The organism is Modestobacter sp. SYSU DS0875 (assembly GCF_054050915.1).
The window spans coordinates 59,326-84,314 of sequence record NZ_JBJHAH010000016.1 but is presented as its reverse complement, the minus strand read 5'-3'; the positions used below and the strand labels follow the sequence as shown (position 1 = coordinate 84,314).

Annotated in this window: 23 protein-coding genes; 14 read left to right on the top strand and 9 right to left on the bottom strand. The window is 75.3% G+C overall.

The window, feature by feature from the left end:
• Window positions 1–18: 18 nt before the first annotated feature.
• The 3 genes from ACI79Y_RS11950 to cofD are packed head-to-tail and all read right to left on the bottom strand — an operon-like array spanning window position 19 to window position 2,673.
• Window positions 19–618, bottom strand: a complete 600-nt coding sequence (locus ACI79Y_RS11950; protein WP_457158692.1) for a dTDP-4-dehydrorhamnose 3,5-epimerase family protein — start codon at window positions 616–618, stop codon at window positions 19–21.
• 47 nt (window positions 619–665) lie between these two features.
• Window positions 666–1,730 (bottom strand): coenzyme F420-0:L-glutamate ligase, encoded by a 1,065-nt coding sequence (locus tag ACI79Y_RS11945; protein ID WP_457158691.1) that lies wholly within the window; start codon window positions 1,728–1,730, stop codon window positions 666–668.
• On the bottom strand, window positions 1,723–2,673 hold the full coding sequence (gene cofD, locus ACI79Y_RS11940) for a 2-phospho-L-lactate transferase (RefSeq protein WP_457158690.1): 951 nt from the start codon (window positions 2,671–2,673) through the stop codon (window positions 1,723–1,725). The genes ACI79Y_RS11945 and cofD overlap by 8 nt, the downstream gene beginning before the upstream one ends.
• 300 nt (window positions 2,674–2,973) lie before the next feature.
• Here cofD and ACI79Y_RS11935 point away from each other — a divergent pair, with 300 nt between their 5' ends.
• Together ACI79Y_RS11935 and ACI79Y_RS11930 are read left to right on the top strand one after the other, a co-directional pair.
• Window positions 2,974–3,309 carry a WhiB family transcriptional regulator gene (locus tag ACI79Y_RS11935; RefSeq protein WP_457158689.1) on the top strand — a complete coding sequence of 112 codons (336 nt, stop codon included), beginning with the start codon at window positions 2,974–2,976 and terminating at the stop codon, window positions 3,307–3,309.
• A 185-nt stretch (window positions 3,310–3,494) separates the two neighbouring features.
• On the top strand, window positions 3,495–4,376 hold the full coding sequence (locus tag ACI79Y_RS11930) for a hypothetical protein (RefSeq protein WP_457158688.1): 882 nt from the start codon (window positions 3,495–3,497) through the stop codon (window positions 4,374–4,376).
• Here ACI79Y_RS11930 and ACI79Y_RS11925 read toward each other — a convergent pair.
• Window positions 4,351–5,835, bottom strand: coding sequence for a hypothetical protein (locus tag ACI79Y_RS11925; RefSeq protein WP_457158687.1), 1,485 nt, complete (start codon window positions 5,833–5,835; stop codon window positions 4,351–4,353). The genes ACI79Y_RS11930 and ACI79Y_RS11925 overlap by 26 nt on opposite strands.
• A 75-nt stretch (window positions 5,836–5,910) precedes the next feature.
• Window positions 5,911–6,369 (bottom strand): metallopeptidase family protein, encoded by a 459-nt coding sequence (locus tag ACI79Y_RS11920; RefSeq protein ID WP_457085150.1) that lies wholly within the window; start codon window positions 6,367–6,369, stop codon window positions 5,911–5,913.
• A 163-nt stretch (window positions 6,370–6,532) separates the two neighbouring features.
• On the opposite strand from ACI79Y_RS11920, the gene ACI79Y_RS11915 reads away from it, so the two are divergent.
• From ACI79Y_RS11915 to hpf, 11 genes are all read left to right on the top strand, one after another.
• Complete coding sequence (locus ACI79Y_RS11915) at window positions 6,533–6,883, top strand: DUF3499 domain-containing protein (protein WP_166521177.1); 351 nt, start codon at window positions 6,533–6,535, stop codon at window positions 6,881–6,883.
• An 81-nt stretch (window positions 6,884–6,964) separates the two neighbouring features.
• The gene (locus ACI79Y_RS11910) at window positions 6,965–8,362 is read left to right on the top strand and encodes a phosphomannomutase/phosphoglucomutase (RefSeq protein WP_457158686.1); all 1,398 of its coding nucleotides are present in this window, start codon (window positions 6,965–6,967) and stop codon (window positions 8,360–8,362) included.
• On the top strand, window positions 8,359–8,568 hold the full coding sequence (locus tag ACI79Y_RS11905) for a Trm112 family protein (RefSeq protein WP_457158685.1): 210 nt from the start codon (window positions 8,359–8,361) through the stop codon (window positions 8,566–8,568). The genes ACI79Y_RS11910 and ACI79Y_RS11905 overlap by 4 nt, the downstream gene beginning before the upstream one ends.
• Before the next feature lie 58 nt (window positions 8,569–8,626).
• A complete protein-coding gene (locus ACI79Y_RS11900) occupies window positions 8,627–9,772 on the top strand; it encodes an SIS domain-containing protein (protein WP_457158684.1) in 1,146 nt (381 codons plus the stop codon).
• Window positions 9,773–9,914: 142 nt separating this feature from the next.
• The gene (manA, locus tag ACI79Y_RS11895) at window positions 9,915–11,090 is read left to right on the top strand and encodes a mannose-6-phosphate isomerase, class I (protein ID WP_457158683.1); all 1,176 of its coding nucleotides are present in this window, start codon (window positions 9,915–9,917) and stop codon (window positions 11,088–11,090) included.
• Window positions 11,091–11,348: 258 nt separating this feature from the next.
• Window positions 11,349–12,833 carry an adenosylhomocysteinase gene (gene ahcY / locus ACI79Y_RS11890; RefSeq protein ID WP_457158682.1) on the top strand — a complete coding sequence of 495 codons (1,485 nt, stop codon included), beginning with the start codon at window positions 11,349–11,351 and terminating at the stop codon, window positions 12,831–12,833.
• 189 nt (window positions 12,834–13,022) lie between these two features.
• Complete coding sequence (gene mtrA / locus ACI79Y_RS11885; RefSeq protein WP_457085144.1) at window positions 13,023–13,730, top strand: MtrAB system response regulator MtrA; 708 nt, start codon at window positions 13,023–13,025, stop codon at window positions 13,728–13,730.
• A gap of 193 nt (window positions 13,731–13,923) precedes the next feature.
• Window positions 13,924–15,660, top strand: a complete 1,737-nt coding sequence (gene mtrB / locus ACI79Y_RS11880; RefSeq protein ID WP_457158681.1) for an MtrAB system histidine kinase MtrB — start codon at window positions 13,924–13,926, stop codon at window positions 15,658–15,660.
• A complete protein-coding gene (locus tag ACI79Y_RS11875) occupies window positions 15,657–17,387 on the top strand; it encodes an LpqB family beta-propeller domain-containing protein (protein ID WP_457158680.1) in 1,731 nt (576 codons plus the stop codon). Before mtrB ends, ACI79Y_RS11875 begins: the two co-directional genes overlap by 4 nt.
• 96 nt (window positions 17,388–17,483) lie before the next feature.
• Window positions 17,484–18,287 carry a ComF family protein gene (locus ACI79Y_RS11870; protein WP_457158679.1) on the top strand — a complete coding sequence of 268 codons (804 nt, stop codon included), beginning with the start codon at window positions 17,484–17,486 and terminating at the stop codon, window positions 18,285–18,287.
• Window positions 18,288–18,377: 90 nt separating this feature from the next.
• The gene (gene hpf, locus ACI79Y_RS11865; RefSeq protein ID WP_457158678.1) at window positions 18,378–19,106 is read left to right on the top strand and encodes a ribosome hibernation-promoting factor, HPF/YfiA family; all 729 of its coding nucleotides are present in this window, start codon (window positions 18,378–18,380) and stop codon (window positions 19,104–19,106) included.
• Between the two features lie 100 nt (window positions 19,107–19,206).
• Here hpf and ACI79Y_RS11860 read toward each other — a convergent pair whose 3' ends face one another.
• Window positions 19,207–19,776, bottom strand: a complete 570-nt coding sequence (locus ACI79Y_RS11860; RefSeq protein ID WP_457158703.1) for a GNAT family N-acetyltransferase — start codon at window positions 19,774–19,776, stop codon at window positions 19,207–19,209.
• 2 nt (window positions 19,777–19,778) lie between these two features.
• Window positions 19,779–20,213 (bottom strand): pyridoxamine 5'-phosphate oxidase family protein, encoded by a 435-nt coding sequence (locus ACI79Y_RS11855; RefSeq protein WP_457158677.1) that lies wholly within the window; start codon window positions 20,211–20,213, stop codon window positions 19,779–19,781.
• An 89-nt stretch (window positions 20,214–20,302) separates the two neighbouring features.
• Between ACI79Y_RS11855 and secA the strand changes: the two genes are divergently transcribed.
• Window positions 20,303–23,455 carry a preprotein translocase subunit SecA gene (gene secA / locus ACI79Y_RS11850; protein WP_457158676.1) on the top strand — a complete coding sequence of 1,051 codons (3,153 nt, stop codon included), beginning with the start codon at window positions 20,303–20,305 and terminating at the stop codon, window positions 23,453–23,455.
• 103 nt (window positions 23,456–23,558) lie between these two features.
• Here the strand turns inward: secA and ACI79Y_RS11845 are convergent, their stop codons facing one another.
• Both ACI79Y_RS11845 and ACI79Y_RS11840 read right to left on the bottom strand, forming a co-directional pair.
• The gene (locus ACI79Y_RS11845) at window positions 23,559–24,140 is read right to left on the bottom strand and encodes an Rv3235 family protein (protein ID WP_457158675.1); all 582 of its coding nucleotides are present in this window, start codon (window positions 24,138–24,140) and stop codon (window positions 23,559–23,561) included.
• Window positions 24,137–24,916 carry a LysM peptidoglycan-binding domain-containing protein gene (locus tag ACI79Y_RS11840; RefSeq protein WP_457158674.1) on the bottom strand — a complete coding sequence of 260 codons (780 nt, stop codon included), beginning with the start codon at window positions 24,914–24,916 and terminating at the stop codon, window positions 24,137–24,139. The genes ACI79Y_RS11845 and ACI79Y_RS11840 overlap by 4 nt, the downstream gene beginning before the upstream one ends.
• Between the last annotated feature and the right edge of the window lie 73 nt (window positions 24,917–24,989).

Sequence of the window (24,989 nt, the reverse complement as noted above, 5' to 3'; positions counted from 1 at the left end):
GGGGTGCTCGGGAAGGGATCAGCCGCGCAGCTCCGCGTACCGCGCCCGGCACTGGTCCAGCGTCGGCAGCAGCCCCTGCTCGCGGGCCTCGGCCAGCGTGGGGGCGGCGGTGTCCTTCGCGGAGAGCTGCACCTCGACGTCGCGCGGCCAGGGCAGGTCGAGCTCGGGGTCCATCGGGTGGACGCCGAACTCCCGCTCCGGGGAGTACCCGCTGGAGACCAGGTAGGTGACCGAGCTGCCGTCCTCGAGGGAGAGGAAGGCGTGCCCGAGCCCCTCGGACAGGTAGACCGCCCGGGGCTCCGCGCTGTCCAGGAGCACGGCGTCGTGCACGCCGAAGGTGGGGGAGCCGACCCGGACGTCGACGACCACGTCGAGCACCCGGCCGGCGGGGCAGTAGACGTACTTCGCCTGGCCGGGGGGCACCAGGGCGTAGTGCACCCCGCGCAGCACCCCGCGGGCGGAGACGCTGTGGTTGGCCTGGGCGAGGGGCAGGCCGGACCCGGTGGCCTCGGTCAGCACGTCGGCCCGGTACCACTCGGTGAACCGGCCGCGGGCGTCGCCGTGCGCGACGAGATCGAGGACGTAGCTGTCGGGCACGGACAGTTCACGGATCTGCACGTCCCGACGCTAGCGGCCGGCGGCCGGCCGGCCAGTGGCTCTCCCCCTCAGGTGGTGGGGCCACCCAGGTGCAGCCGGCCGGCCAGCGAGGCGCCGCCGAAGGTGGCCGCGGGTTCCCAGCAGGTCGACCAGCCCTCGGCCTGCAGCTGCACCAGGGCCGCGCCGACGACCGCGCCCAGGGCCAGCGAGGTGACCGGGGTGATCGGGTCGGCGAGGTGCACGTCGACGACCTCACCGGCGTCCCCGTCGTCGCTGCCGTAGCGGAAGACCACCGGGAACTCCGGGAGCGCGGCCACCGCGGTGCGGAAGGCATCGGTGACCGCGGTCAGGGCGCCGCTCCGGGGGGTGCGCTCCGCGGTCGGGCGACGGCTGCCGACCAGGTCGCGGCTGCCGGTGGGGAACAGGTCGCCGGCGCCCAGCCGAACCAGCGGGCGGGTGCCGGGGTCGGGGTCGGGCACCGGCAGGGTCAGCCCGCGGACGACGGCCACCGGCAGCCCGGCGAGCTTGCCCTTGACCAGGTCGGCGGCGGCGGCCAGCTCGTCGACCACCGCCACCTGGGTGGTCTCCAGCCGGTTGCCGTGCGCGTCGACGGAGCCCCGGTGGTCGACCAGGGCCGGCAGCCCCGCCGACCCGATGGCCACGTCGGTGACCCCGTCCCGCCACGGGCGGCCGAACGTGTCGCTGACGACCACGGCGACGGTCACCCCGAGCAGGCCGGCGAGCGCGGCGCGCAGCTGCCGGGCGGACGCGTCGGCGTCGGCGGGCAGCAGCACGAGTGCGTCGGCGGCGACGTTCGAGGCGTCGATGCCGGCCGCGGCGACGACCCAGCCGTGCCGGGTCTCCACGATCCGCAGCGGCCCGCGCCGGGCGACGACCCGCACCGTCTCCGCGTCGATGGCCCGCTGCCGCGCGGTCTCCCGGTCGGCGCCGGGCTCGACCGCCACCAGGTTGCCCTCGACCTTGGAGACGACCTTGGAGGTGACCACCACGACGTCGCCGTCGGCGAGCCAGGGCGCGGCGGTGGCGATCGCGCCGGCCAGGTCGTCCCCGGGCGCGAACTCCGGCAGCCCCGGCACCGGCAGCACCGAGAGCCCCGTGGGTGGCTCAGACACCGGCGGCGTCCAGGGCGGCGCGGGCCATCGCGCGGGTGGCCTCCGGCGAGCTCATCAGCAGCGGCACGGTGCGCACGTCGACGCCGGGGATCGCGGCGGCGTCGCCGGTGTGCACCAGCCAGGCGTCGAGCAGGCCGCCGTCGCGCCGGGCGCCGTAGTGCCGGCCCACGCCCTCCGCGCTGACCTCCACGCCGACCACCGGCAGGCAGCGGTCGGCCATGCCGCGCACGACCTCACCGCCGACGACGGGGGAGAGGCCCACCACCCGTCCGCGGGCCCCCCGGAGGGCGTCCCGCACCCCGGGCACGCCCAGGATCGTGCCGATGGAGACCACCGGGTTCGAGGGGGCGAAGAGCACCGCGTCGGCGGTGCCGAGGGCCTCGACCACCCCGGGGGCGGGGCGGGCGTCGTCGACCCCCACCTGGACGAAGGCCCGGGCGTCCAGGGCGGCGCGGTGGCGTACCCACCACTCCTGGAAGTGGATCGCCCGCTGCCGGCCGGCGTCCGGGTCGGCGACGACGACGTGGGTCTCCACCCGCTGGTCGCTCATCGGCAGCAGCCGCACCCCCGGGCGCCAGCGCTCGGCGAGCGCGGCGGTGACCTCCGAGAGCGGGTAGCCGGCGTCGAGCATGCGGGTGCGGACGAGGTGGGTGGCGAGGTCGCGGTCGCCGAGGCCGAACCAGGTCGGCTCGGCGCCGTAGGCGGCGAGCTCGTCCTTGACGGTCCACGTCTCGCCGCGCCGGCCCCACCCGCGGTCGTCGTCGATCCCGTCACCGAGCGTGTACATGACGGTGTCCAGGTCCGGGCAGATGCGCAGCCCGTGCATGGTCACGTCGTCGCCGGTGTTGACCACGGCGGTGACCTGCGCCCCGGGTGCGGCGCTCGTCACGCCGCGCAGGAAGCGAGCTCCGCCGACGCCGCCGGCCAGGACCACGATGTGCACCGGCCCATCGTGCCCCTCGGCAGATGTGCACCGCAGCACCGGCTGCCACCGAGGCGATCTTCACGAAACCGGTCGGTTCCGGTCGGCAGATGGTGCTGGAAACCGCGGCGTGTCCGAGTGTTCGGTGACCACTTACGGACAACTTGTTACCGGCGTGGCCAGAGTGACGAGCGGTTACACCCTTCCAACTTGACCTCGACTCAACGACACGCGTGTAATTCCGATGTTGTCATCGGACGCCGACGGTTCCGGAGTGGCCCCGGCGGGTGACAGGAAGCCAGCGAGAGGGGACGCAACGTGATGGCCGAGGTGTCGTGGATGAGCGAGTACCGGAGTGCCGCGCCGGCCGGTCACGGGCGGGACGTGCTGGGGGTGGCCGGGGTGTTCGACCCCGGTTTCCCGGGGCTGGACGGCGAGGAGCAGGGCTGGCAGGAGCGCGCCCTGTGCGCCGAGACCGACCCGGAGGCCTTCTTCCCGGAGAAGGGCGGCTCCACCCGCGAGGCCAAGCGGATCTGCACCGGCTGCGAGGTCCGCGCCGAGTGCCTGGAGTACGCGCTCGCCAACGACGAGCGCTTCGGCATCTGGGGCGGGCTGTCCGAGCGGGAGCGCCGTCGGCTGCGTCGCCGCGCCGGCTGACGAAGGACCCTCCTGCCCCCCACCGCTCGCAGGCTCGCGGCGGGCCCCTGCAGAAGGGCCGGAGGCGGGCCCCTGGAAGGGGGCCGACAGGCTCGCGGCGGGAAGTCCCACCGAGGCCGCCGGGTCCCTCCCCTCGCCGGGACCCGGTGACCGATCCGGTCGCGGTCGATGTGGTCGACTGAGGTGTGTCGACCGAGGGACCGGAGCCGCACATCGCCGACGGCCGGGCCCGCGTGGTCCGGGAGATCCGCGCAGCCGCGCCGCTGATGGCCGCGCTCGCCGCCCCGCTCACCGCCCGCGGCCCCTGGCTGACCGCCGCCCTCAACGCCCAGTCCGCCCGGGTGCTCGTCCCGGTGCGCGCGCGGGCCGTGGTCGTCGCCCCCGCACCGGGTGCCCGCCCGGACGGCCTGGCCCTGCTCACCTCCCAGCGCCGCGGCCCCGCGACCGTGGTGGGCCTGCTCGGCTCGGGCCCGGGCGCCGCGCCGCACCCCGGCGGCCGGCCGCCGGCCCGGCTGCTCGCCCGCGACCCCGAGGTGGCCGGGCGTCTGGCCGGGGGCGTGCTCGACCTGCTGGACTCCGTCCGCGGGGCCTGGACACTGCGGTTGACCGGCCTGCCGCTGGGCGACCCGGTCGTGCGTCGGCTGGCCGCGGCGCTGCCCGACGCCCAGCTGGCCACCAGCCGAAGCCGCCGGCTGGTCGACGAGCTGGACACCGTGGCCGAGGTGCGGCGCAGCCGCGACCCCGCAGAGCTGGAGTACTGGCTGCCGGAGCTGGCCGGACGGCTCGGGGCCCGGGAGTTCGTGCCCCTGCGGGCCGCGGCCCGGCTGCACGCCGCCATCGGCCGCTTGGAGGTGGCCGTGGTGCCCGCCCGGACCGGTGCGGCGGCGGTGCTGCTCACGCTGCTGGAGGACGGTCCGGCCGGGGAGGAGCGCCGGCCCTGGTGGGGAGCCAGTGACATCGGGGGGCTCCGTCGGGAACTGGGCTCCCCGTCGGTGTCGCTGACCGCCTCGCGGGGTCTGGTCAACCTGACCCGGCGCGGCGTCAGCCGGGGAGCAACAGCTGGCTGACGCCGGGCGCCGGGCTGACCGGTGCGCTGTCCAGCCCGAGCTGCAGCACCCCGGTCGCCGCCGCCCGGCCGTCGCCGACCCCGCCGTCGGCCGTCAGCGTCGCGGTCAGCCGGTACGCCCGGCCGGTGTACGTGGGCGCGCTGCCGTTGGGCCGGGTGTACGTGGGGAAGAGCCCGGTCAGCTCGACCCGGTCGCCGTCCCGGCGCACCTGGAGGCCGGGGTCGGCCAGGTCGGCGTACTCGGTGCGCCCGCGGGCGCAGCCCGCCGCGGCGGGGTCGGCAGGGGGCTCGGCGGTGAGGCAGTTCCAGACCGGCAGCCGGACGTGGGCCAGCGCGCGCTCCCCGTCGGTGGAGACGCTCAGGCTCGGGGTGGTGACCGTCAGCCCGACCGCGCGCTCCTCCAGCAGCAGGCCGGTGAACGCGGCCCGCAGGACCAGCCCGTCGCCTCCCGGGAGGACCGAGCGGAACGCCAGGGAGCCCGCGGCGGGGTCGGCGGAGGGGGGCTCCGGGGACCTGGTCGGCCCGGACTCCGGGGGTGGTCCCAGCGGGATCGACCGGGCCGCGGTCGCGGGCGCGGTGGTGTCGGTCGGCCCGGTCCCGGCCAGCACTGCGGCGCCGAGCAGCAGGACGACGGCGCCGGCGGTCGCGGCCTGTGTGCCCCGGCCGCCCGGGCGCCCGGCTGTGCCGGCGGGGACGGCGGTCGCGGTGCTGGCGGAGCTGCCGCTGCGGGGCGCCGTCGGTGGGGCGGGGGAGCCCGGCGGGCGGTCCAGGAACCCGGGCAGGTCGTCGACGACGCCGTCCGGCGGGCCGGTGGTCGGCGCCGTGTCGCCCGACCCCCTGCCGCCCGACACGGTGCCCCCCGCGTCGGAGCCGGTGGTGCGCCCGGCCGGTCCGCGCCGGCCGGCGGTCAGCGCCGTCGTCGCCAGGCCGAGGGCGATGCCGGTCAGCAGGCCCACCAGCAGCCAGCGGCCGGTTCCGCTGCGACCGGCCCGTTCGGGGGCGGCCGTCGAGACCCGGGCGACGTCCACCAGCTCCTCCGACCGGCCTTCCGCGACGAGCACGTCGACCACGGCGTCCGCGGCCCGGACGGCGTCCGCCCGGTCCGGCAGCGTGCTGCGCACCGTGATGGTCGCCGCGTCCCCGACCCGCTCGACCGCCAGGCCGGCCCGCAGGTCGGCCAGCGGGACGTCGGCCAGCGCGGCATCGGAACCGGCGGCGGCGCGCACGGTCTCCGGAGCGGTGGCCAGCGCGGCGTACCGGTCGGCCACCAGCACCGCCGCCGCGGCGCCGGTCTCGGTCCGCGGGGTGACGGTGAGGCCGGCGGCGGCGGTCACCTGGCGCGGGCGCAGGGCCAGCGCGCCGGCGGTGACCGCCACGACCAGGAGCAGGACCAGGCCGCCGGCCAGCCAGGGGCGCCGGGCGTCCCGTCGGTCGGTCGGGCGGTGGTGCGGTGCGCTCATCGCCGGACAGCATGGCAGTGGCGCGCCGGTGCCCCCGCCCAGAGGCTCGCCCGAGCCTCTGGGCGGGGGCCTTCGTCAGCCGGTGGGGTCGATCTCCTCCGGGTCGCGGCCCAGCAGCACCGCCACCTGGTCGACGACCACGTCGCGGACCAGGTCGGCGAGGTCGTCGCGGTCGGCGGCCCGGATCTCCAGCGGGCGCCGGTAGACCACGATCCGTGCCGGGTGCTCGCGGCCGTCCTCGCGGCGGGCGGGCAGCACGCGGGCCAGCGGGACGCTGCCGTCGTCCAGCACGTCGGAGTCGAGCACGACGTCGTCCGGGCTGGAGTGGTCGACCCACGGGACGTCCTCGACCGCGAACTCGACCCCGGCCAGTTCGCGTTCCCACCGGCGCTCCAGGTCCTCGACCGCGTCGAGGACCAGGTCGTCGAACTGCTCCGCGCGGCTGCGCGACAGGGGGACGGTGGGCGGCACCAGCCGTCCGCGCAGCCCGCGACCGTGTCGGTCGCGCCGGGCGCGGGCAGGGAGGCGGTCCATCGCACGCAGAGCGTACGGCTCCCGGCGCGGCCCGGGGACGCCGGTTCCGCCAGTTCCGCCAGGTGCCGGGCGGCCCGGTGGGGCGGGTGGGACGGGCCACCCGGTGTGCCTGCTCCCCAACTCGCGGATCCGCGATTACTGTGCCGGTCGTGAGGAACCGGTGGTGAGGCAGTCCCGTCGCTGCTCGCGCAGCGGCTGCGCGCAACCGGCAGCGGCGACCCTGACCTACGTGTACGCGGAGTCCACGGCCGTCGTCGGGCCGTTGGCGACGTACTCGGAGCCGCACAGCTACGACCTGTGCGAGTTCCACGCCCAGCGGCTGACCGTGCCGCGGGGCTGGGAGGTCGTGCGGCACGAGATCGACGCCGACGACGCCGGGATGACCGGCGACGACCTGCTGGCGCTCGCCGACGCCGTCCGCGAGGCGGCCCGCCCCGAGCCCCCGCGCAACCCCGCGGACGACGGCAGCGGCACCCGCCGCGGCCACCTCCGGGTGCTCCCCAACCTCCCCTAGTCGCTGTCCCCGGTCCGCTCCGAGATCCCGCCGCGAGCTCACGAGCGGTGGGGGCAGGGGCGTCCTTATAGGGTTCGGCGCGTGACAGACCTGTCGTCGATCATCAAGGCCTACGACGTGCGCGGGCTCGTCCCCGAGCAGTGGGACGAGGAGGTGGCGCGGGCCATCGGCGCCGCCTTCGCCGAGTTCGTCTCCGCCGAGGCCCTGGCCGCGGGGAGGGAGGCGACCGCGGTCGTCACCGCCCACGACATGCGCGACTCGTCGGTCCCGCTGTCCCGCGCGTTCGCCGAGGGGGTCCTCTCCCGCGGGGTCGACGTCGTCGAGGCCGGGCTCGGCTCCACCGACATGCTGTACTTCGCCGCCGGGTCGCTGGAGATGCCCGGGGCGATGTTCACCGCCAGCCACAACCCCGCGCAGTACAACGGCATCAAGCTGTGCCGCGCCGGCGCCGCCCCGATCGGCCAGGACTCCGGCCTGGTCCAGATCCGCCGGTGGGCCGAGACCGAGCTGGACGCACCCGGCACCGCCTTCGACCGTGCGCCCGACCGGGTCGGCAGCGTCTCCGCGCGCGACCTGGTCGCCGAGTACGCGGCGTACCTGCGCCGGCTCGTGGACCTCTCCGGCATCCGCCCGCTCAAGGTCGTGGTCGACGCCGGCAACGGGATGGGCGGCTTCACCGTCCCGGTGGTGCTCACCGGGCTGCCGCTGGACGTCGTCCCCATGTACTTCGAGCTCGACGGCAGTTTCCCCAACCACGAGGCGAACCCGTTGGACCCGGCCAACCTGGTCGACCTGCAGGCCGCGGTCCGCGAGCACGGCGCCGACATCGGCCTGGCCTTCGACGGCGACGCCGACCGCTGCTTCATCATCGACGAGCGGGGCGAGCCGGTCAGCCCCTCGGCGATCACCGGGCTGGTCGCCGTCCGGGAGCTGGCCAAGGGCCGCGGGACGACGATCATCCACAACCTGATCACCTCCCGCGCCGTGCCGGAGGTCGTCCGCGAGCACGGTGGGGAGCCGGTGCGCACCCGCGTCGGCCACTCGTTCATCAAGGCGGAGATGGCGCGCACCGACGCGGTCTTCGGTGGCGAGCACTCCGCGCACTACTACTTCCGGGACTTCTGGCGCGCCGACACCGGCATGCTCGCCGCGATGCACGTGCTCGCGGCGCTCGGCGAGCAGCCCCGGCCGCTGTCGGAGCTGACCGCGGAGTACGAGCGCTACGCCGCCTCCGGCGAGATCAACTCCACCGTGACCGACGCCGCCGGGCGGGTCGCCGCGGTGCGGAAGGCCTTCGAGGAGGGCGAGGGGGTGACCGTCGACGAGCTCGACGGGCTGACCGTCTCGCTGCCCGACGGCTCCTGGTTCAACCTGCGGGCCAGCAACACCGAGCCGCTGCTGCGGCTGAACGTGGAGGCGCCGGACGCGGCGCGGATGGCCGAGCTGCGCGACGAGGTGCTGAGGACGGTGCGGGCATGACCGACGGCGGCACCGGCGGACGTGCGGACACGCTGGGCATCGACCCGGCGCTGCTGGAGATCCTGGCCTGCCCGGACACCCACCACACCCCGCTGACCCTCGACGTGCCCGCGGCGGAGCTGGTGTGCCCGACCTGCTCACGGGCCTTCCCGGTGCGCGACGGCATCCCGGTGCTGCTGCTCGACGAGGCGCGGCTGCGCTCATGACGACGGGGCTCATGACGACGGGGCTCATGACGACGGGGCCCGTGAGAGGGGGCCGGGCGTGACCTCCCCCGAGCTCGCCGAGGAGGTCCTCGACGACCTCTCCCTGCTGCGGGCGCGCGACCCCCGGGGCCTGCTGCCGGCGGTCGCCGGTGCCGGCGCCCAGGTGCGGGAGACCGCCGCGCTGACCGGCGAGACCGACCTCGGCCGGATCACCGCCGGTGGCCGTCCGCGCGGGCTGGTCATCGTGGGCCGGCGCGAGGGTGCGGTGGCCGCCGAGGTGCTGCGCAGCCTGCTGGGCCCGGCGAGCCCGGTCACCGTCGACGTCGTCCCCGGGCCGGCGCTGCCGGTGTGGATGGGCGCCTCGGACATCGCGGTGGTCGCCACCCGGACCGGCGCCGGGCAGTACGCCGTCGCGCCGGCCTACGAGGCGGCCCGCCGCGGTGTGGCCGTCATCGGCATCGGCGCGGTCGACGCCCCGCTGCACGCCGCCTGCGCCACCGCCCGCGCGCCCTACGTGCCGCTGCCGGCCAACCGGGTGCGGCACGCCACGCTGTGGTCGCTGCTCACCCCGATGCTGCTGCTCGCCGCCGAGCTCGGGCTGCTGCCGGGCGACACCGCCGACGTCTCCCCGGTCGCCGACGCGCTGGACGCGGTCGCCGCGGAGTGCGGGCCGGCCCGGGAGTCGTTCGTCAACCCGGCCAAGACGCTGGCGCTGGAGCTGCTGGACGCGCTGCCGGTGATCGTCGCCGAGGGGCCGCTGGCCGGCGCCGCGGCGGGCCGGGTCGCCGACCAGCTGGCCACCCTCGCCGGGCTGCCGGCCACCACCTTCCGGCTGCCCGACCAGCGGGTCGCCGCGCGCACCGTGCTGGCCGGACCGCTGGCTCCCGACGGCGGCGAGGACGACTTCTTCCGGGACCGGGCCGAGGACACCGGACGGCGGCTGCGGCTGCTGACCCTGCGGGACGCCGGCGCCGGCGCCACCGAGGGGGCGCACGAGCGCGATCCCCGGTCGGCGGGTGAGGCGGTGGCCGAGGTGCTCCGGATCGCCGCAGAGCACAACGTCCCGGTGAGCCGGCTGGCCGACGACGACCAGCCCGAGCGCCACTCCCGGCTGGCCCGGGTGGCCCGGCAGCTGGCCGTCGCGGACTTCAGCGCCGTCTACCTGGCACTGGCCCTGGACCACGAGAGGGCGCTGGGCTCGTGAGCGGCACCCCGACGGCGCGCGCCACGGCGGCGCCAGGCGCGACTGCCCCCGCCGGGTGAGCCCCGGCGGCGCGGGTCTCCAGATCACGAGGGAGGTGGCCGACGTCCGGGAGGTGACCACTCCACCGGTAGCCTCCGACTCGATGTGGCAGCTGGACAGCCCGGTGCGGCACTACCCGTGGGGGAGCCGGACGGTCATCCCCGAGCTGCTCGGCCTGCCCTCGCCGGCCGAGCAGCCCTTCGCCGAGCTCTGGATGGGGGCCCATCCCGACGCCCCCAGCCGGCTCGCCGACGGCACCGGCCTGGACGAGGCGATCGCGGCCAACCCCGACGAGCTCCTGGGCGCCCGGGTGCGCGAGCGCTTCGGGCCGCGGCTGCCCTTCCTGATGAAGGTGCTGGCCGCGGACACCCCGCTGTCGCTGCAGGCGCACCCCACCACGGCGCAGGCCGAGGTGGGCTTCGCCGCGGAGGAGGCCGCCGGGGTCCCGCACGACGACCCGACGCGGACGTTCAAGGACCCCTTCCACAAGCCGGAGATCCTGCTCGCGATCACCCCGGTCGAGGCGCTGTGCGGCTTCCGGCCGGTGGCAGAGTCGCTGCACTGCCTGGCGAAGCTCCAGCTGCCCGAGCTGATGCCGACGATCGCGTCGCTGGCCCACGGCGGGCTGCGGGCCGCGATCCCGCAGCTGCTGGCGCTGTCGCAGCTGCGCAGGACGTCGCTGGTCGCCGCGGTGGCCGAGCGGGCCGCGTCCTTCGTCGCCGCGCACGACCCGGAGTTCATCAACACCTACCGCTGGGCGGCCACGCTGGCCGAGCAGTACCCGGGTGACCCCGGCGTCGTCATCTCGCTGATGTGCAACCACCTGCGGCTCGCCCCGGGTGAGGCCGTCTTCCTGCCCGCCGGCAACCTGCACGCCTACCTGTGCGGGGCCGGCGTCGAGGTGATGGCCAGCTCGGACAACGTGCTCCGCGGTGGGCTCACCAGCAAGCACGTCGACCTGGCGGCGCTGATCGAGGTGCTGGACTTCACCGACGGCCGGGTCCCGGTCATCCACCCGGTGCTCGGCCCGGGCGGCCTGCGTTACCCGGTCCCGGTCGACGACTTCGACCTCACCCGGTGCCAGGTCGACGTCGACCCCGGCGTGCTGACCACCGCCGGCCCGCAGCTGCTGCTGTGCGCCGAGGGCACCGCGCGGCTGGCCGCGGCCGACGGCGAGCTGGTCCTGGAGCAGGGGCAGTCGGCGTTCGTGCCGGCCGGGGCACCGGTCACCGCCCGCGGCCCCGCCGTGCTCTACCGGAGCACCACCGCCCTGCGCTGAGGAGAGGACCCCGCTGCCCCCACCGCTCGCACGCTCGCGGCGGGCCCCTGCAGCGGGGCCGTTCCAGCACGTCACCAGGCTCGGCGCGGGCCCCTGGAGGGTGGCCGTCCCGGCATTCCGCCTGCACTACCCTGGGACACGGCACGAGCCCCGCCGAAGCCTCGGCATGCTCGCTCACCGCATCCGCCTGACCGATCGTCAGGGGACTCAGCGACCGACGACAGCCCACCGACCGAGTGGGCCGGACACTGGAGCGACATGACCGCCAGCACTGGCAACCCCGTCCTGACCGACGGCGACTTCAAGGTCGCCGACCTCTCCCTCGCGGGCTTCGGCCGCAAGGAGATCTCCCTCGCCGAGCACGAGATGCCCGGGCTGATGGCGCTGCGCGCCGAGTACGGCGACGCCCAGCCGCTGGCCGGCGCCCGGATCGCCGGCTCGCTGCACATGACCATCCAGACCGCGGTGCTCATCGAGACGCTGACGGCGCTCGGCGCCGACGTGCGCTGGGTCAGCTGCAACATCTTCTCCACCCAGGACCACGCCGCCGCGGCCATCGTCGTCGGCGACGGCACCCCGGAGCAGCCGTCCGGCGTCCCGGTGTTCGCCTGGAAGGGCGAGACGCTGGAGGAGTACTGGTGGTGCACCCAGCGGCTGTTCGAGTTCCGCGACGAGAACGGGGACGTCGTCGGGCCGAACATGGTGCTCGACGACGGCGGTGACGCCACCCTGCTGATCCACCTGGGCACCCGGTTCGAGGCCGACGGCGTCGTGCCCGACACCACCGACGCCGACTCCGAGGAGTACGGCGTGATCCTCGACGTGCTGCGCGGCACGCTGGCCACCGACGGGCAGTACTGGACCCGGATCGGCCAGGGCATCAAGGGCGTCACCGAGGAGACCACCACCGGCGTGCTGCGGCTGTACGAGCTCGCCCGCGAGGGCCGGCTGCTCTTCCCGGCGATCAACGTCAACGACTCGGTCACCAAGAGCAAGTTCGACAACCTCTACGGCTGCCGGCACTCGCTGATCGACGGCCTCAACCGGGCCACCGACGTGATGATCGGCGGCAAGGTCGCCGTCGTCTGCGGCTACGGCGACGTCGGGAAGGGCTGCGCGGAGTCACTGCGCGGCCAGGGCGCCCGGGTGATCGTCACCGAGATCGACCCGATCAACGCCCTCCAGGCCGCGATGCACGGCTACGAGGTGACCACGCTGGACGAGGTCATCGGCAAGGCCGACATCATCGTCACCGCCACCGGCAACAAGGACATCATCTCCGCCGAGCAGCTGGCCTCGACCAAGCACCAGGCGATCATCGGCAACATCGGCCACTTCGACAACGAGATCGACATGGCCGGCCTCGCCCGCACCCCCGGCGTCACCCGGACGACGATCAAGCCGCAGGTCGACGAGTGGCGGTTCGCCGACGGCCACACGATCATCGTGCTCTCCGAGGGGCGGCTGCTGAACCTCGGCAACGCCACCGGGCACCCGAGCTTCGTCATGAGCGCGTCGTTCTCCAACCAGACGCTCGCCCAGATCGAGCTGTGGAACAACCGCGCCGCCTACGAGGGCAAGACCCCCGGCGTCACCGTGCTGCCCAAGAAGCTCGACGAGCACGTCGCCCGGCTGCACCTCGACGCCCTCGGGGTGAAGCTCACGACGCTGACCAAGGTCCAGGCCGACTACCTCGGCGTCCCGGTCGAGGGCCCGTACAAGAGCGACCACTACCGCTACTGAGGAAGGAACCCCTCGCCCCCCACCGCTCGCACGCTCGCGGCGGGACCCTGCGAGGGGGCCGTTCCAGCCCCTCACCTGGCCGTTCCAGCGCCTCACCACCCGCCCCTCACCCCCGTTCGGGGTGAGGGGCGGGCGGGTTTCCCGGCCGGGTGGGAACGATTGCCGCGCTTCGTCACGCACAATGGCGCCGTGCCCCCTTCCGCACCCATGCCAGGAGCCAGTCGCGGCCGCGTGCTGGTCGTCGACGACGACGCCGCCCTCGCCGAGATGCTCGGCATCGTGCTGCGGCGCGAGGGATACGAACCCGCCTTCGTCTCCGACGGCGCCCGGGCGGTCGCCACGTTCCAGCAGGTCCGGCCCGATCTGGTGCTGCTGGACCTGATGCTGCCCGGCCGCAACGGCCTGCAGATCTGCCAGGACATCCGGACCCAGTCCACGGTCCCGGTCATCATGCTGACCGCGAAGGGCGACACGATCGACGTCGTCCAGGGTCTGGAGGCCGGCGCCGACGACTACGTGACCAAGCCGTTCAAGCCGGTGGAGCTGGTCGCCCGGGTGCGGGCGCAGCTGCGGCGTGGGGAGAACGGCCAGGCGGAGAGCCTGTCCATCGGCGACGTGCTGATCGACGTCCCGGCGCACCAGGTGACCCGGGACGGCGAACCGATCGCGCTGACCCCGCTGGAGTTCGACCTGCTGGTGGCGCTGGCCCGCAAGCCCCGTCAGGTGTTCACCCGGGAACTGCTCCTGGAGCAGGTGTGGGGCTACCGGCACGCCGCGGACACCCGGCTGGTCAACGTGCACGTGCAGCGGCTGCGCGCCAAGGTCGAGCGCGACCCGGAGAAGCCCGAGGTCGTGCTGACCGTCCGCGGCGTCGGGTACAAGGCCGGCCCCCCGTGAGCGGAGCGGGCCGTGAGCATCGCAGCGAGCGCCAGCGAGCGAGGAGCGGAGGGGGCCGCGGGAGCGGACCAGTGGGCGCCGTGAGCGGAGCGGGCCGTGCGCATCGCAGCGAGCGCCAGCGAGCGAGGAGCGGAGGGGGCCGCGGGAGCGGACCAGTGGGCACCATGAGCGGGCCGTCCGGCCGGTGAGCACCGTGCCACCCGCCACGTCGGCACCGACGGCGGCCGGGCCCGACGCCGCGCCGGCCGCGCGTCCGGGTGGTGCGCCCGGCACCGCCCAGCGGCTGCGGCGCGGGGTGCGTCGCCGGGCCCGGCGGGCCCGCCGCAAGGCGCTGGTCGGCAGCTGGCGGCTGGCCCGCCGGGCGCTGCACGCCTGGCGCTCCTCGCTGCAGTTGCGGGTCGCCTCGATCACCGTCGTGGTCGCCGGCGCGGTGGTGGTCGTCGTCAGCCTGGTGCTGTTCCGCCAGATCACCGACCAACTGCTGGGCGTGAAGGAACAGGCGGCGATCGACCAGTCGCTCACCGGCATCCCGTTCGCCCAGTCCGAGGTCAGCGCGATCGCCACCGGCGACTCCGCCAGCGTGCGGTCCGCACTGGCCCGCACCGTCGAGGGGCTGCAGCAGCGCGGGGGCGCGGCCGGCGACTTCGACGTCGTCATGCTCTACCGCTCCGGTGAGTTCGAGCGGCCGGCGGTCAGCCGGCGCGACGTCTACCCGGCGTTGCCCGCCGACCTGCGCGCGGAGGTCACCGCCGGCTCGCAGGCCTACCGCTACGCCCCCGTGCCCGACGACCAGGGCGAGCCGGTGCCCACCCTGCTGGTCGGCGCGCCGGTGCCCACCGACGCCGGGGCAGGGGAGCGCGTGGAGCTGTACTTCGCCTTCCCGCTGGACCAGGAGCAGGAGAGCCTGGAGCTGATCCGCAGCACCGTGGTGATCAGCGGGACGGCCCTGGTGCTGTTCGTGGTGGGGATCGGGGTGCTGGTCACCCGGCTGGTCGTCGACCCGGTGCGGCGCGCCGCGGGCAGCGCCCAACGGCTCGCCGAGGGGCACCTGGAAGAGCGGCTGGCCGTCCGCGGCGAGGACGAGCTGGCCCGGCTGGCCACCAGCTTCAACGCGATGGCCGACAGCCTGCAGCGCCAGATCACCCAGCTGGAGGGCTTGTCCCAGCTGCAGCAGAGGTTCACCTCCGACGTGTCCCACGAGCTGCGCACGCCGCTCACCACGGTGCAGATGGCGGCCGCCGTCCTGCACGACGCCCGCGACGAGTTCGACCCGGCGGTGGCCCGCTCCGCGGAGCTGCTGCAGGCCGAGCTGAACCGCTTCGAGGTGCTGCTGTCGGATCTGCTGGAGATCAGCCGGTACGACGCCGGTGCCGCGGTGCTGGAGGCGGAGGCGCAGGACCTGCGGCGGCTGGTCGAGCAGTCGGTCGAGGGGATGACCGCGCTGGCCGAGCGGCACGGCTGCGAGCTTCGGGTCGACGTCCCCGCGAAGCCGGTGGTCGCCGAGGTCGACGGCCGGCGGATCGAGCGGGTGCTGCGCAACCTGGTGGGCAACGCGGTCGAGCACGGCACCGGACGCCCGGTGGAGCTCACCCTGGCCGCCTCGGGCAGCGCCGCGGCGATCACCGTCCGGGACCACGGCGTCGGGCTGAGCAGCGCCGACGCCCAGCACGTCTTCGACCGCTTCTGGCGCGCCGACCCCTCGCGGGTGCGCACGGTGGGCGGCAGCGGGCTGGGCCTGTCGATCAGCCTGGAGGACGCCCGGCTGCACGGGGGCTGGCTGCAGGTGTGGGGTCAGCCGGGGCAGGGCGCCCAGTTCCGGCTCACCGTGCCGCTGACCGCGGGTGCGGCGCTGACCAGCAGCCCGCTGCCGCTCCGCCCGGTCATGCCGCTCCGCCCGGTCATGCCGCGCCGGACGGAGGACGCCCGGTGACCGCCCGGCGGCGGTGGACCGCCCTGCTGAGCCTGCTGGCGGTCCTGGTGCTGGCCGGCTGCAACACCGTGCCGAGCAGCTCGCCGACCGTGCGGATCACCCAGGTTCCCCTGCCGCCCCGCGGGGACGTCGGCGTCGAGCCGTTCGGCCCGGTGCCCGGGGCGACCCCGGAGGAGGTCGTCCGGGGCTTCATCGAGGCCAGCGCGAGCCCGACCCGCAACCACCCGGTGGCCCGCCAGTACCTGGCCACCGGGGCGGCGGAGTCCTGGTCCGACGCCGACGGCATCACGATCATCAGCCGCGACTACGCCGCGGTGCGCGCCGAGCCGGGCACCGTCGAGGTGACCGCGGCGCAGGTGGGCACCGTCGACCAGCGGGGCGTCTTCACGGTGGCCGGCGACGAGCAGTACCACCGCTCCTTCACCCTCGTGCAGGAGGAGGGTGAGTGGCGGATCACCGACCCGCCGGGTGGCCTGGTCACGCTGCAGCCGGACTTCGAGCGCACCTACGACCAGCTCGACGCGTTCTTCCTCGACCCCACGCTCAGCCGGGTCGTGCCCGACCCCCGTTACCTGGTCTCCGGTGACGCCCAGTTCAACCTGCTGGTGGAGCGGCTGCTCAACGGGCCCGCACCGACGATCGCCGCCGGGGTGGAGAACCCGCTGGAGGGGGCGCAGCTGCGCAGCGCCGTCGAGGTGTCCGGCCAGACGGCGACGGTCGACCTCACCTGGCCGGACCGGGTCTCCGACACGACGCTGGAGGCCGCGGCCGGCCAGCTGGTCTGGACCCTGGTGCGTGCCGGCCTGGGCGCGGTCGAGGTGCGCCGGGACGGCCAGCCGCTGGGCATCCCCGGCCTGCCCACCGCGCAGACCACCGACGACTGGGTGCGCCTGGACCCGGACTACGCACCGGCCGACGCGGTGGGGCACTACCTCGCCGGCGGCGCCCTCCGCCGGGCCACCGACGGGGAGCCGGTGCCGGGCCCGGCGGGTGCCGGGGCCTACGGGCTGCAGTCGGCGGCGATCACCACGGACCGGGAGGGCAACCTGGGTCTGACGGCGGGCGTCTCGACGTCGGTGAACCCGACGGGTGCGCCGGCGACGCTGTTCGCGGGGCCGTACGGCGGGGAGATGGCCCCGGTGCTCGGCGGCCCGGGCTTCACCCCACCGACCACCGCGGGGCCCCGCGCGGAGGTGTGGACGGTCCGCGACGGCACCGAGGTGGTGCGCCTGGCCGCCGGGGGCGCCCCCCAGACGGTGAGCGCGACGACGCTGGCCGGCCTGGGGCGGGCGACGGCGTTCCAGCTGTCGCCGGACGGGGTCCGCGCGGCCGTGGTCATCGAGGGCCCCGACGGCGGCCGGTTGTACGTCGGCACCGTGGTGCGCGACGAGGAGGCGGTCAGCGTCCGGGACCTGCGCTCGATCACCCCCTCGCTGCGTGAGGTCACCGACGTGGCGTGGCGGACCGCGGGCGTGCTGGTCGTCCTCGCCGCCGACACGGGGGAGGAGCGCGCCGTCCCCTGGTCGGTCGAGGTCGACGGCTGGGCGCTCACCTCGCTGGCCACCGCCGGCCTGCCCGGTGACCGGACCGGCCTGGCCGCAGCCCCGGGCCGCCCGTTGCTGGTCAGCGCCGACGGCACGATCTGGCAGCTGGTCAGCGGCACCTGGGTGACGCCGATCCGCAGCGCCGGGCCGCTGGCCGGCGGAGCGCCCTTCTACCCGCTCTGACCCGCCGGCGCCGCCCGCCGTCCCCAGCGGCGGTGACCGTCCCCAGGACGCCGTACGGGGCGGCGGTCCGCGCGGGAGCCGGGCAGCCTGGTGCGCGTGGGCACGACGCCGGCCGGTCCGGGCCCGGGCACCCAGCTGGGTGGCCTGCTGGGAGATGCCGTCCGCACGCTCGCCGACCTGGTGCTGCCCCGCGCCTGCGCCGGCTGCGCGGTCCCCGGCCCGGTGCTGTGTCCGGTCTGCCGGGCGCTGCTGGCCCGCCCCCGGCTGGCCCAGCCGCGGCGGCACCCGCCGGGCTTCCCGCCCACCGTCGCCGCCGGCGCCTACGCCGGGCCGGTGCGCCCGGCGGTGGTCGCGTTCAAGGAGCACGGCCGGGCGGAGCTGGCCGTGCCGCTGGGCAGCGCGCTGGCGCTCGCGGTCGCCGCGGTGCTGACCGGCCTGGCGCAGCCGCCTGGGCCGGGCGCGCCGGTGCTGCTGGTGCCGGTGCCCAGCTCCGCCGCGGCGGTGCGGGCCCGCGGCCGGGACCACGTGCGCGAGCTGGCCGACCGGGCGGTGGCGGACCTGCGCGCCGCGGGGACGCCGGCCGCCAGGGTCCCGCTGCTGCGACGGCCCCGGGGAGCCGCGGACAGCGCGGGGCTCGGGGTGCGGGAGCGGCAGGCCAACCTGGCCGGCCGGTTCGCCCCGCGCGGCCGGCCGGCGCCGTCCGGCGTCCTGGTCCTGGTCGACGACGTGGTGACCAGCGGGGCCACCCTGACCGAGGCGGCCCGGGCGCTCCGGGCCACGCCGGAGCACGCTCCGCCGGCCGACACGCCGGTGCTCGCCGCGGTGGTCGCCGCGACCCCGCGGCGCAGCTGCGCACCCCGGACGACGCCCCCACCAGGGGCGTTCACCGTGCGTCGCTGACGGCGGGCCCCGATGGGGGTGTCTCCGGTGTCGGGAACCGGAAGACGCAACTAGCGTGGGTGCGATCACACCCGCTCACCGGGAGGTCTCATGGAGATCGTGGTCCGTGGACGCAACGTCGAGGTGCCCGAGCACTTCCGCACGCACGTCGAGGACAAGGTCGGTCAGCTCGAGCGCTTCGACGACAAGTTGATCCGCATCGACGTCGAGCTGTTGCACGAGAAGAACCCACGCCAGGCGGCCAACTGCCAGCGCGTGGAGATCACCCTGCGCGGCAAGGGCCCGGTGGCCCGTGGCGAGGCGTGCGCCCCCGACTTCTACGCCGCGCTCGAGCTCGCGGTGGACAAGCTGGAGAACCGGCTGCGGCGGGCCAACGACCGCCGCCGCGTGCACCACGGCCGCCGGACGCCACCGAGCGTCCGGCTCGACGGCGCCTCCGACGCGCCGGTGGAGACGATGCTGGCCGGCAACGCCGCGGACCTCGGCGGGGGCGTGCCCGACCTGGAGCCGAACGCGGCGCCGCTGGTCACCGACCTCGACGAGCACCTGCCCGGCCGGATCGTGCGCGAGAAGGTCCACTCGGCCACGCCGATGCACGTCGACCAGGCCCTCTACGAGATGGAGCTCGTGGGCCACGACTTCTTCCTGTTCCTGTGCGCCGACACCGGCCAGCCGTCGGTGGTCTACCGCCGGCACGCCTTCGACTACGGCCTGATCCGGCTGGGCGCGCAGGTGCCGGGTGCCCAGACCGTCGGCGCCGACGCGGCGACCGGCGGGGACACCGTCGGGACGACGGAGCGGGAGCCGGCCACCGTCTGACGAAGGACCTCCCTGCCCCCACCACTCGCGAGCTCGCGGCGGGCCCCTGCAGGGAGGCCGACGGCGGGTCGTCTCCCTCCCGGGAGGCGGCCCGCCGTCGTCAGTCGCCGGGCAGCCGGGAGAACAGCGCCGCGTCGCCGCGGCTGCCGTCCCGGTACGCCAGGTAGGAGCGGAGCACGCCCTCCTGGGTGAAGCCGGCCCGGCGGGCCACCGCCTGGGAGGGCGAGTTCCGGACGTCGGCCACCAGGTACACCCGCGGCGCCCCGAGCCCCAGAACCCACTGCGCGAGCGCATGGGCGGTCTCCGCTGCGTACCCGCGCCCGCGAGCCCCGGCCGCGATCCAGTAGCCGATCTCCGGGCCCAGCGGGTGCTGGCCGATCCGGTTGACCCCGCTGGCGCCGACCAGCACCCCGCCGGCCTCGATCGCCACCATCATCGCGGTGCCCTCGCGCCGCGCGGTCGGGCTCTCCTGGGTGACGAAGTGCTCGGCGTCGGCGCGGGTGTAGGTGGGGGAGACGGCGCTGATCCAGCGCGGGATCTCCGGGTCCTGGCAGGCGGCGAAGACCGCCTCGGCGTCCTCGGGACGGAACGGGCGGAGCACCAGCCGCTCGGTGCGCACCACCTCGGTGGTCAGGTCGATGGCGCTCAGGTCCATCCCGCTCAGGTCCATGCTCACGCCTCCTCGCCGGTCGGGGGGAAGCGTTCCGCGTTGCCCAGCACCCGGTCCACCGAGATCTCGATGACCACCCGCGCGGGGTTGGGGCGGGGCTGCTTGTAGCGGCGGGCGTAGCGGGCCTCGGCGTCGGCGATCGACGCGGCGTCCTCCCGCAGCACCGCCGTCCCCTCCAGCGTCGCCCAGCGCCGCCCGTCGACGGTGCAGACGGCCACCCGGGACTGCCCGGCCCGGACGTGGCGGGCCTTCACCGACGTGCCCGAGGTGATCACCCGGGCGGTGCCGGTGGCCGGGTCGAAGGTGACCCCGACCGGGACGACGTGCGGCGTGCCGTCGGCGCGCAGCGTGGTGAGGGTCGCCAGGTGCCGTTCGGTGAGGAACGCGACCAGGCCGGGGCCGAAGGACGGCCGGGCCGGTGTGGTGGGGGAGGACACGCCCGCAGACGGTACGGCCGGAACCGCGCGGGGTAGGGAGATCGGCCACGTCGGGACCGCTGCCCGGCTGCGCCGCCTACGCTGGGGTCGTGGTGTTCTCCAAGATCCTGCGTGCCGGTGAGGGCAAGATCGTCCGTCGTCTGTCGAAGATCGCCGATGCGGTCGAGGCGCTGGAGGTCGAGGTCGTCGACCTCACCGACGCCGAGCTGCGGGCCAAGACCGACGAGTTCAAGGCGCGCTACGGCGACGGGGAGACCCTCGACCAGCTGCTGCCCGAGGCGTTCGCGGTGGTCCGCGAGGCGAGCAAGCGGACCCTGGGCCAGCGGCACTACCGGGTCCAGCTGATGGGCGGCGCGGCCCTGCACCTGGGGAACATCGCCGAGATGAAGACCGGTGAGGGCAAGACGCTCACCGGTGTGCTGCCGGCCTACCTCAACGCGCTGTCCGGCGAGGGCGTGCACGTCATCACCACCAACGACTACCTGGCCACCCGCGACGCGGAGTGGATGGGCCGGGTGCAGCGGTTCCTGGGCCTGAGCGTCGGCACGATCGTCTCCGGCCAGGCGCCGCAGGTCCGCCGGGAGCAGTACCTGGCCGACATCACGCACGGCACGAACAACGAGTTCGGCTTCGACTACCTGCGCGACAACATGGCCTGGTCCAAGGCCGACCTGGTGCAGCGTGGCCACGCCTACGCCATCGTCGACGAGGTCGACTCCATCCTCATCGACGAGGCCCGGACGCCGCTGATCATCAGCGGGCCGGCCGAGTCCAGTGCCCGCTGGTACGGCGAGTTCGCCCGCATCGCCCCGCTGATGAAGCGCGACCGGCACTACGAGGTCGAGGAGAGCAAGCGGACGGTCGCCATCACCGAGGAGGGCGTGGAGTTCGTCGAGGACCAGCTGGGCATCGACAACCTCTACGAGGCGGCGAACACCCCGCTGATCAGCTACCTGAACAACGCCCTGAAGGCCAAGGAGCTGTTCAAGAAGGACCAGCAGTACATCGTCAGCAACGGCGAGGTGCTCATCGTCGACGAGTTCACCGGCCGCGTGCTGGCCGGGCGCCGCTACAACGAGGGCATGCACCAGGCCATCGAGGCCAAGGAGCGGGTGCAGATCAAGGACGAGAACCAGACCCTCGCCACGATCACCCTGCAGAACTACTTCCGGCTCTACGAGAAGCTCTCCGGGATGACCGGCACGGCGCAGACCGAGGCCGCCGAGCTGCACCAGACCTACGGGCTGGGCGTGGTGCCGATCCCGACCAACCGGCCGATGATCCGGGCCGACGAGGCCGACCTGATCTACAAGACCGAGAAGGCCAAGTTCGAGGCGGTCGTCGACGACATCGCCGAGCGGCACGAGGCCGGGCAGCCGGTGCTGGTGGGCACCGCCAGCGTGGAGAAGTCCGAGGTCCTGGCGAAGTTCCTGCTCCGCCGCGGCATCCCGCACGAGGTGCTCAACGCGAAGAACCACGCCCGGGAGGCGGCGATCATCGCGATGGCCGGCCGGCTCGGCGCGGTCACCGTGGCCACGAACATGGCCGGGCGAGGCACCGACATCCAGCTCGGCGGCAACGCCGAGTTCATCGCCGACGAGGCGCTGCGGGCGAAGGGGCTCACCCCGACGGAGACCCCGGAGGAGTACGAGGCCGCCTGGGACGACGCGCTCGCGGCGGCAAAGGAGCAGGTCAAGGCCGAGCACGACCAGGTCGCCGAGGCCGGGGGCCTCTACGTGCTGGGCACCGAGCGGCACGAGAGCCGCCGCATCGACAACCAGCTGCGCGGTCGCTCCGGCCGGCAGGGCGACCCGGGCGAGTCCCGGTTCTACCTGTCGCTGGGCGATGACCTGATGCGCCGGTTCAACGGGCCGATGCTCGAGAACATGATGAACACGCTGCGGGTCCCCGACGACCAGCCGATCGAGCACAAGATGGTCAGCCGGGCCATCCGCTCGGCGCAGACGCAGCTGGAGCAGCAGAACTACGAGGTCCGCAAGGACGTCCTGAAGTACGACGAGGTGTTGAACCGCCAGCGCACGGTCATCTACGCCGAGCGCCGCAAGGTGCTCGACGGCGAGGACCTGCACGTGCAGGTGCGCAGCATGGTCGACGACGTCGTCGCCGCCTACGTGGACGGCGCCACCGAGCTCGGGTACGCCGAGGACTGGGACCTCGAGCAGCTGTGGACCGGGCTGAAGGCGCTCTACCCGGTGGGCCTGGACCGGCAGGAGCTGCTGGACCGGGTGGCCGACGGCGACCAGGCCGCGCTCACCGCGGACGTGCTCAAGTCCGAGCTGCTCGCCGACGTGGAGCGCGCGTACGCGGAGCGGGAGAGCACGCTGGGCGCGGAGGTCATGCGCGAGCTGGAGCGGCGGGTGCTGCTCTCGGTGCTGGACCGCAAGTGGCGCGAGCACCTCTACGAGATGGACTACCTGCGGGCCGGCATCCACCTGCGCGCGATGGCCAACCGCGACCCGGTCGTGGAGTACCAGCGCGAGGGCTACGACATGTTCAACGCGATGCTCGACGGGATCAAGGAGGAGTCCGTCGGCTTCCTGTTCAACATCGAGGTCAAGACCAAGGAGCAGCAGGAGGCCGAGGCCCGGGCCAAGCAGGCGCAGTCCGAGGCCGAGGCGCTGGCCCGTGCCCAGGCCGGCACCCAGCGGGTGCTCGCCCGCCAGGCCACCGCTGCGGCCGCCCAGGCGGCCACCGCGACGGCCGCGCAGGCCCCGGCGCGTACCGACGGCGACGGCACTGCGCCGGCCGCCGATGGCGCTGCGCCGGCCACCGACGGTGCGCCGCCCGCCGCCGACGGGAACCGTGCGGCGCCGGCCGCGACCGGCGATGGCGCCGTGCCGGCCGGCAGCGGCGCCGTGCCGGGAGGGAACGGCAACGGCTCGGGCGACGGCGCGGGGACCGCGAGCTCCGCCCGCCGCACCCGGAAGCCCGCCCCCGCCACCGCCGCCGCGACGGCTCCCGAGGCCCCGGCCGCGGCTGCGGTGCCCGGGGCGCCCGCCGGGGGGCCGGAGCTGTCGGTGAAGGGCCTCGAGGCGCCGAAGCAGGAGCAGCTGACCTACAGCGCGCCCGGCCTGGACCAGTCCGCCAAGGACGCCGGCCGGCCGAAGGCGGCCAAGTCGGCGACGGTCACCGGCACCAAGGAGACCCCGCGCAACGCCCCCTGCCCCTGTGGCTCGGGGAAGAAGTTCAAGCAGTGCCACGGGTCGGCCGCCAACAGCTGAGGAAGGACCCCCTTCCTCCCTCAGCTCAGGGCGGGCCCCTGGAAGGGAACGAGCACGACGCCCCGCCGACCTGCAGGTCGGCGGGGCGTCGTGCTGTCCGGGCTCAGCCGATCTGCAGCGCGGTGCACCGCCAGCGCCCGTCGATGCCCTCCAGGCGGGCGGCGACCGCGTGGGCCCGCCCGGCCCGGCGGGCCACCGCGCTGACCTCCGCGACGCCGTCCACCGGCTCGCAGACGTGCACCCGGCCCACCAGCAGCGGCGCCGTGCCCTCGGCACACCAGCGCGGACGGCGACGCTCGGCGAGGGCGGTGAAGAGCGCGGGGGTGACCAGCGGCTGCAGCTGTGCCATCGGTCGGCGGCCGGCGAACGCCTCCAGGGTGAGAGTGACCAGCCGACGGCCGGCCGAGGCGGCATCGGGCAGTTCCGCGCGCCCCGACCAGCGGGGGCCGAACTCCGCCTCCTCCGGGGCGAACAGGTGCGCCGCCCGGTCCAGCCGAGGACGTGGGCCGGGCGGTGGCGCCGGCCGGCGGTGCCGGTGACCGGGCACGAGCAGTCGCACCGGGTGCGCCGCCGGCTCCAGCGCCGGCCCCGGGGTGCGCACCACCGTCAGGTGCATCCGCGGTCGCGTGGTCGGCTCGGCCATGCCGGGCACGGAGGGGGTCAGCTGGTGCTGGGGTGCGCTCATCGGAGCTCCTCGGAGGGCGGGGCCTGCAGCACCTGACCGGGCAGCAGGAGGTCGGGGTCGGGGCCGATCACGTCGGCGTTCGCCTGCCACCAGGCGGCGACCGCGGTGGCGGTGGCGGCGTCGGTGACCGGGGTGCCGGGGGACGTCCGGGCCAGCCAGGCGGCCGCGATGTCCCACAGGCAGTCCCCACGCAGCACCACGTGCTGTGTGGACCGGACGTCGGGCGGGGTGGGGCCGGCCGGCCCGTCCGCGGCGTCGCCGGGGTGATCGCCGGATGGTGGCCAGTCGGCACCGGGCGCCGCGGGCCAGTCGACGTCGGTGCCGGCCGGCCGGTCGGCACCGGGCGCCGTCGGCCAGTCCACGGACACCGGCGACCCGAGGTCGGTGGTGTCGGCGACGGTGGCGACGACGGTCGGCGCAGGCCATGCCACCGCAGGCGCGGCGGTGACCAGCCCCAGTCCGACGGCGAGCGCGGCCGCTCGACGGGCACCGGCCGGCAGCAGCAGGTGGAGCAGTCGGCTCGCCGCACGGCCGGCCGTGCCCGGCGTGGTGGACAGTGCGGTGAGCAGCAGGCCCACGGCCCCCCAGGCCCAGCACAGCCAGGCTGCCGCGGTGACCCCGGCGAGCACCAGCGCGTCCGGGCCCGCGCCGTCGACCAGCCCCTGTGGGTCGGCCAGCGCCGTCCGCACCGCGGCCGGATCGGTGCCCAGGGCAGCCAGTGCCCAGGCGACCGCGGCCATCGCCGCCGTCGTCGTCATCCATCGCCGAGTGGACATCACACCTCCTGAATGACCACCAAACAGCACCAACGCAAGCAAATGCAAGCAAACGCGAGGAACTGTGGACGAC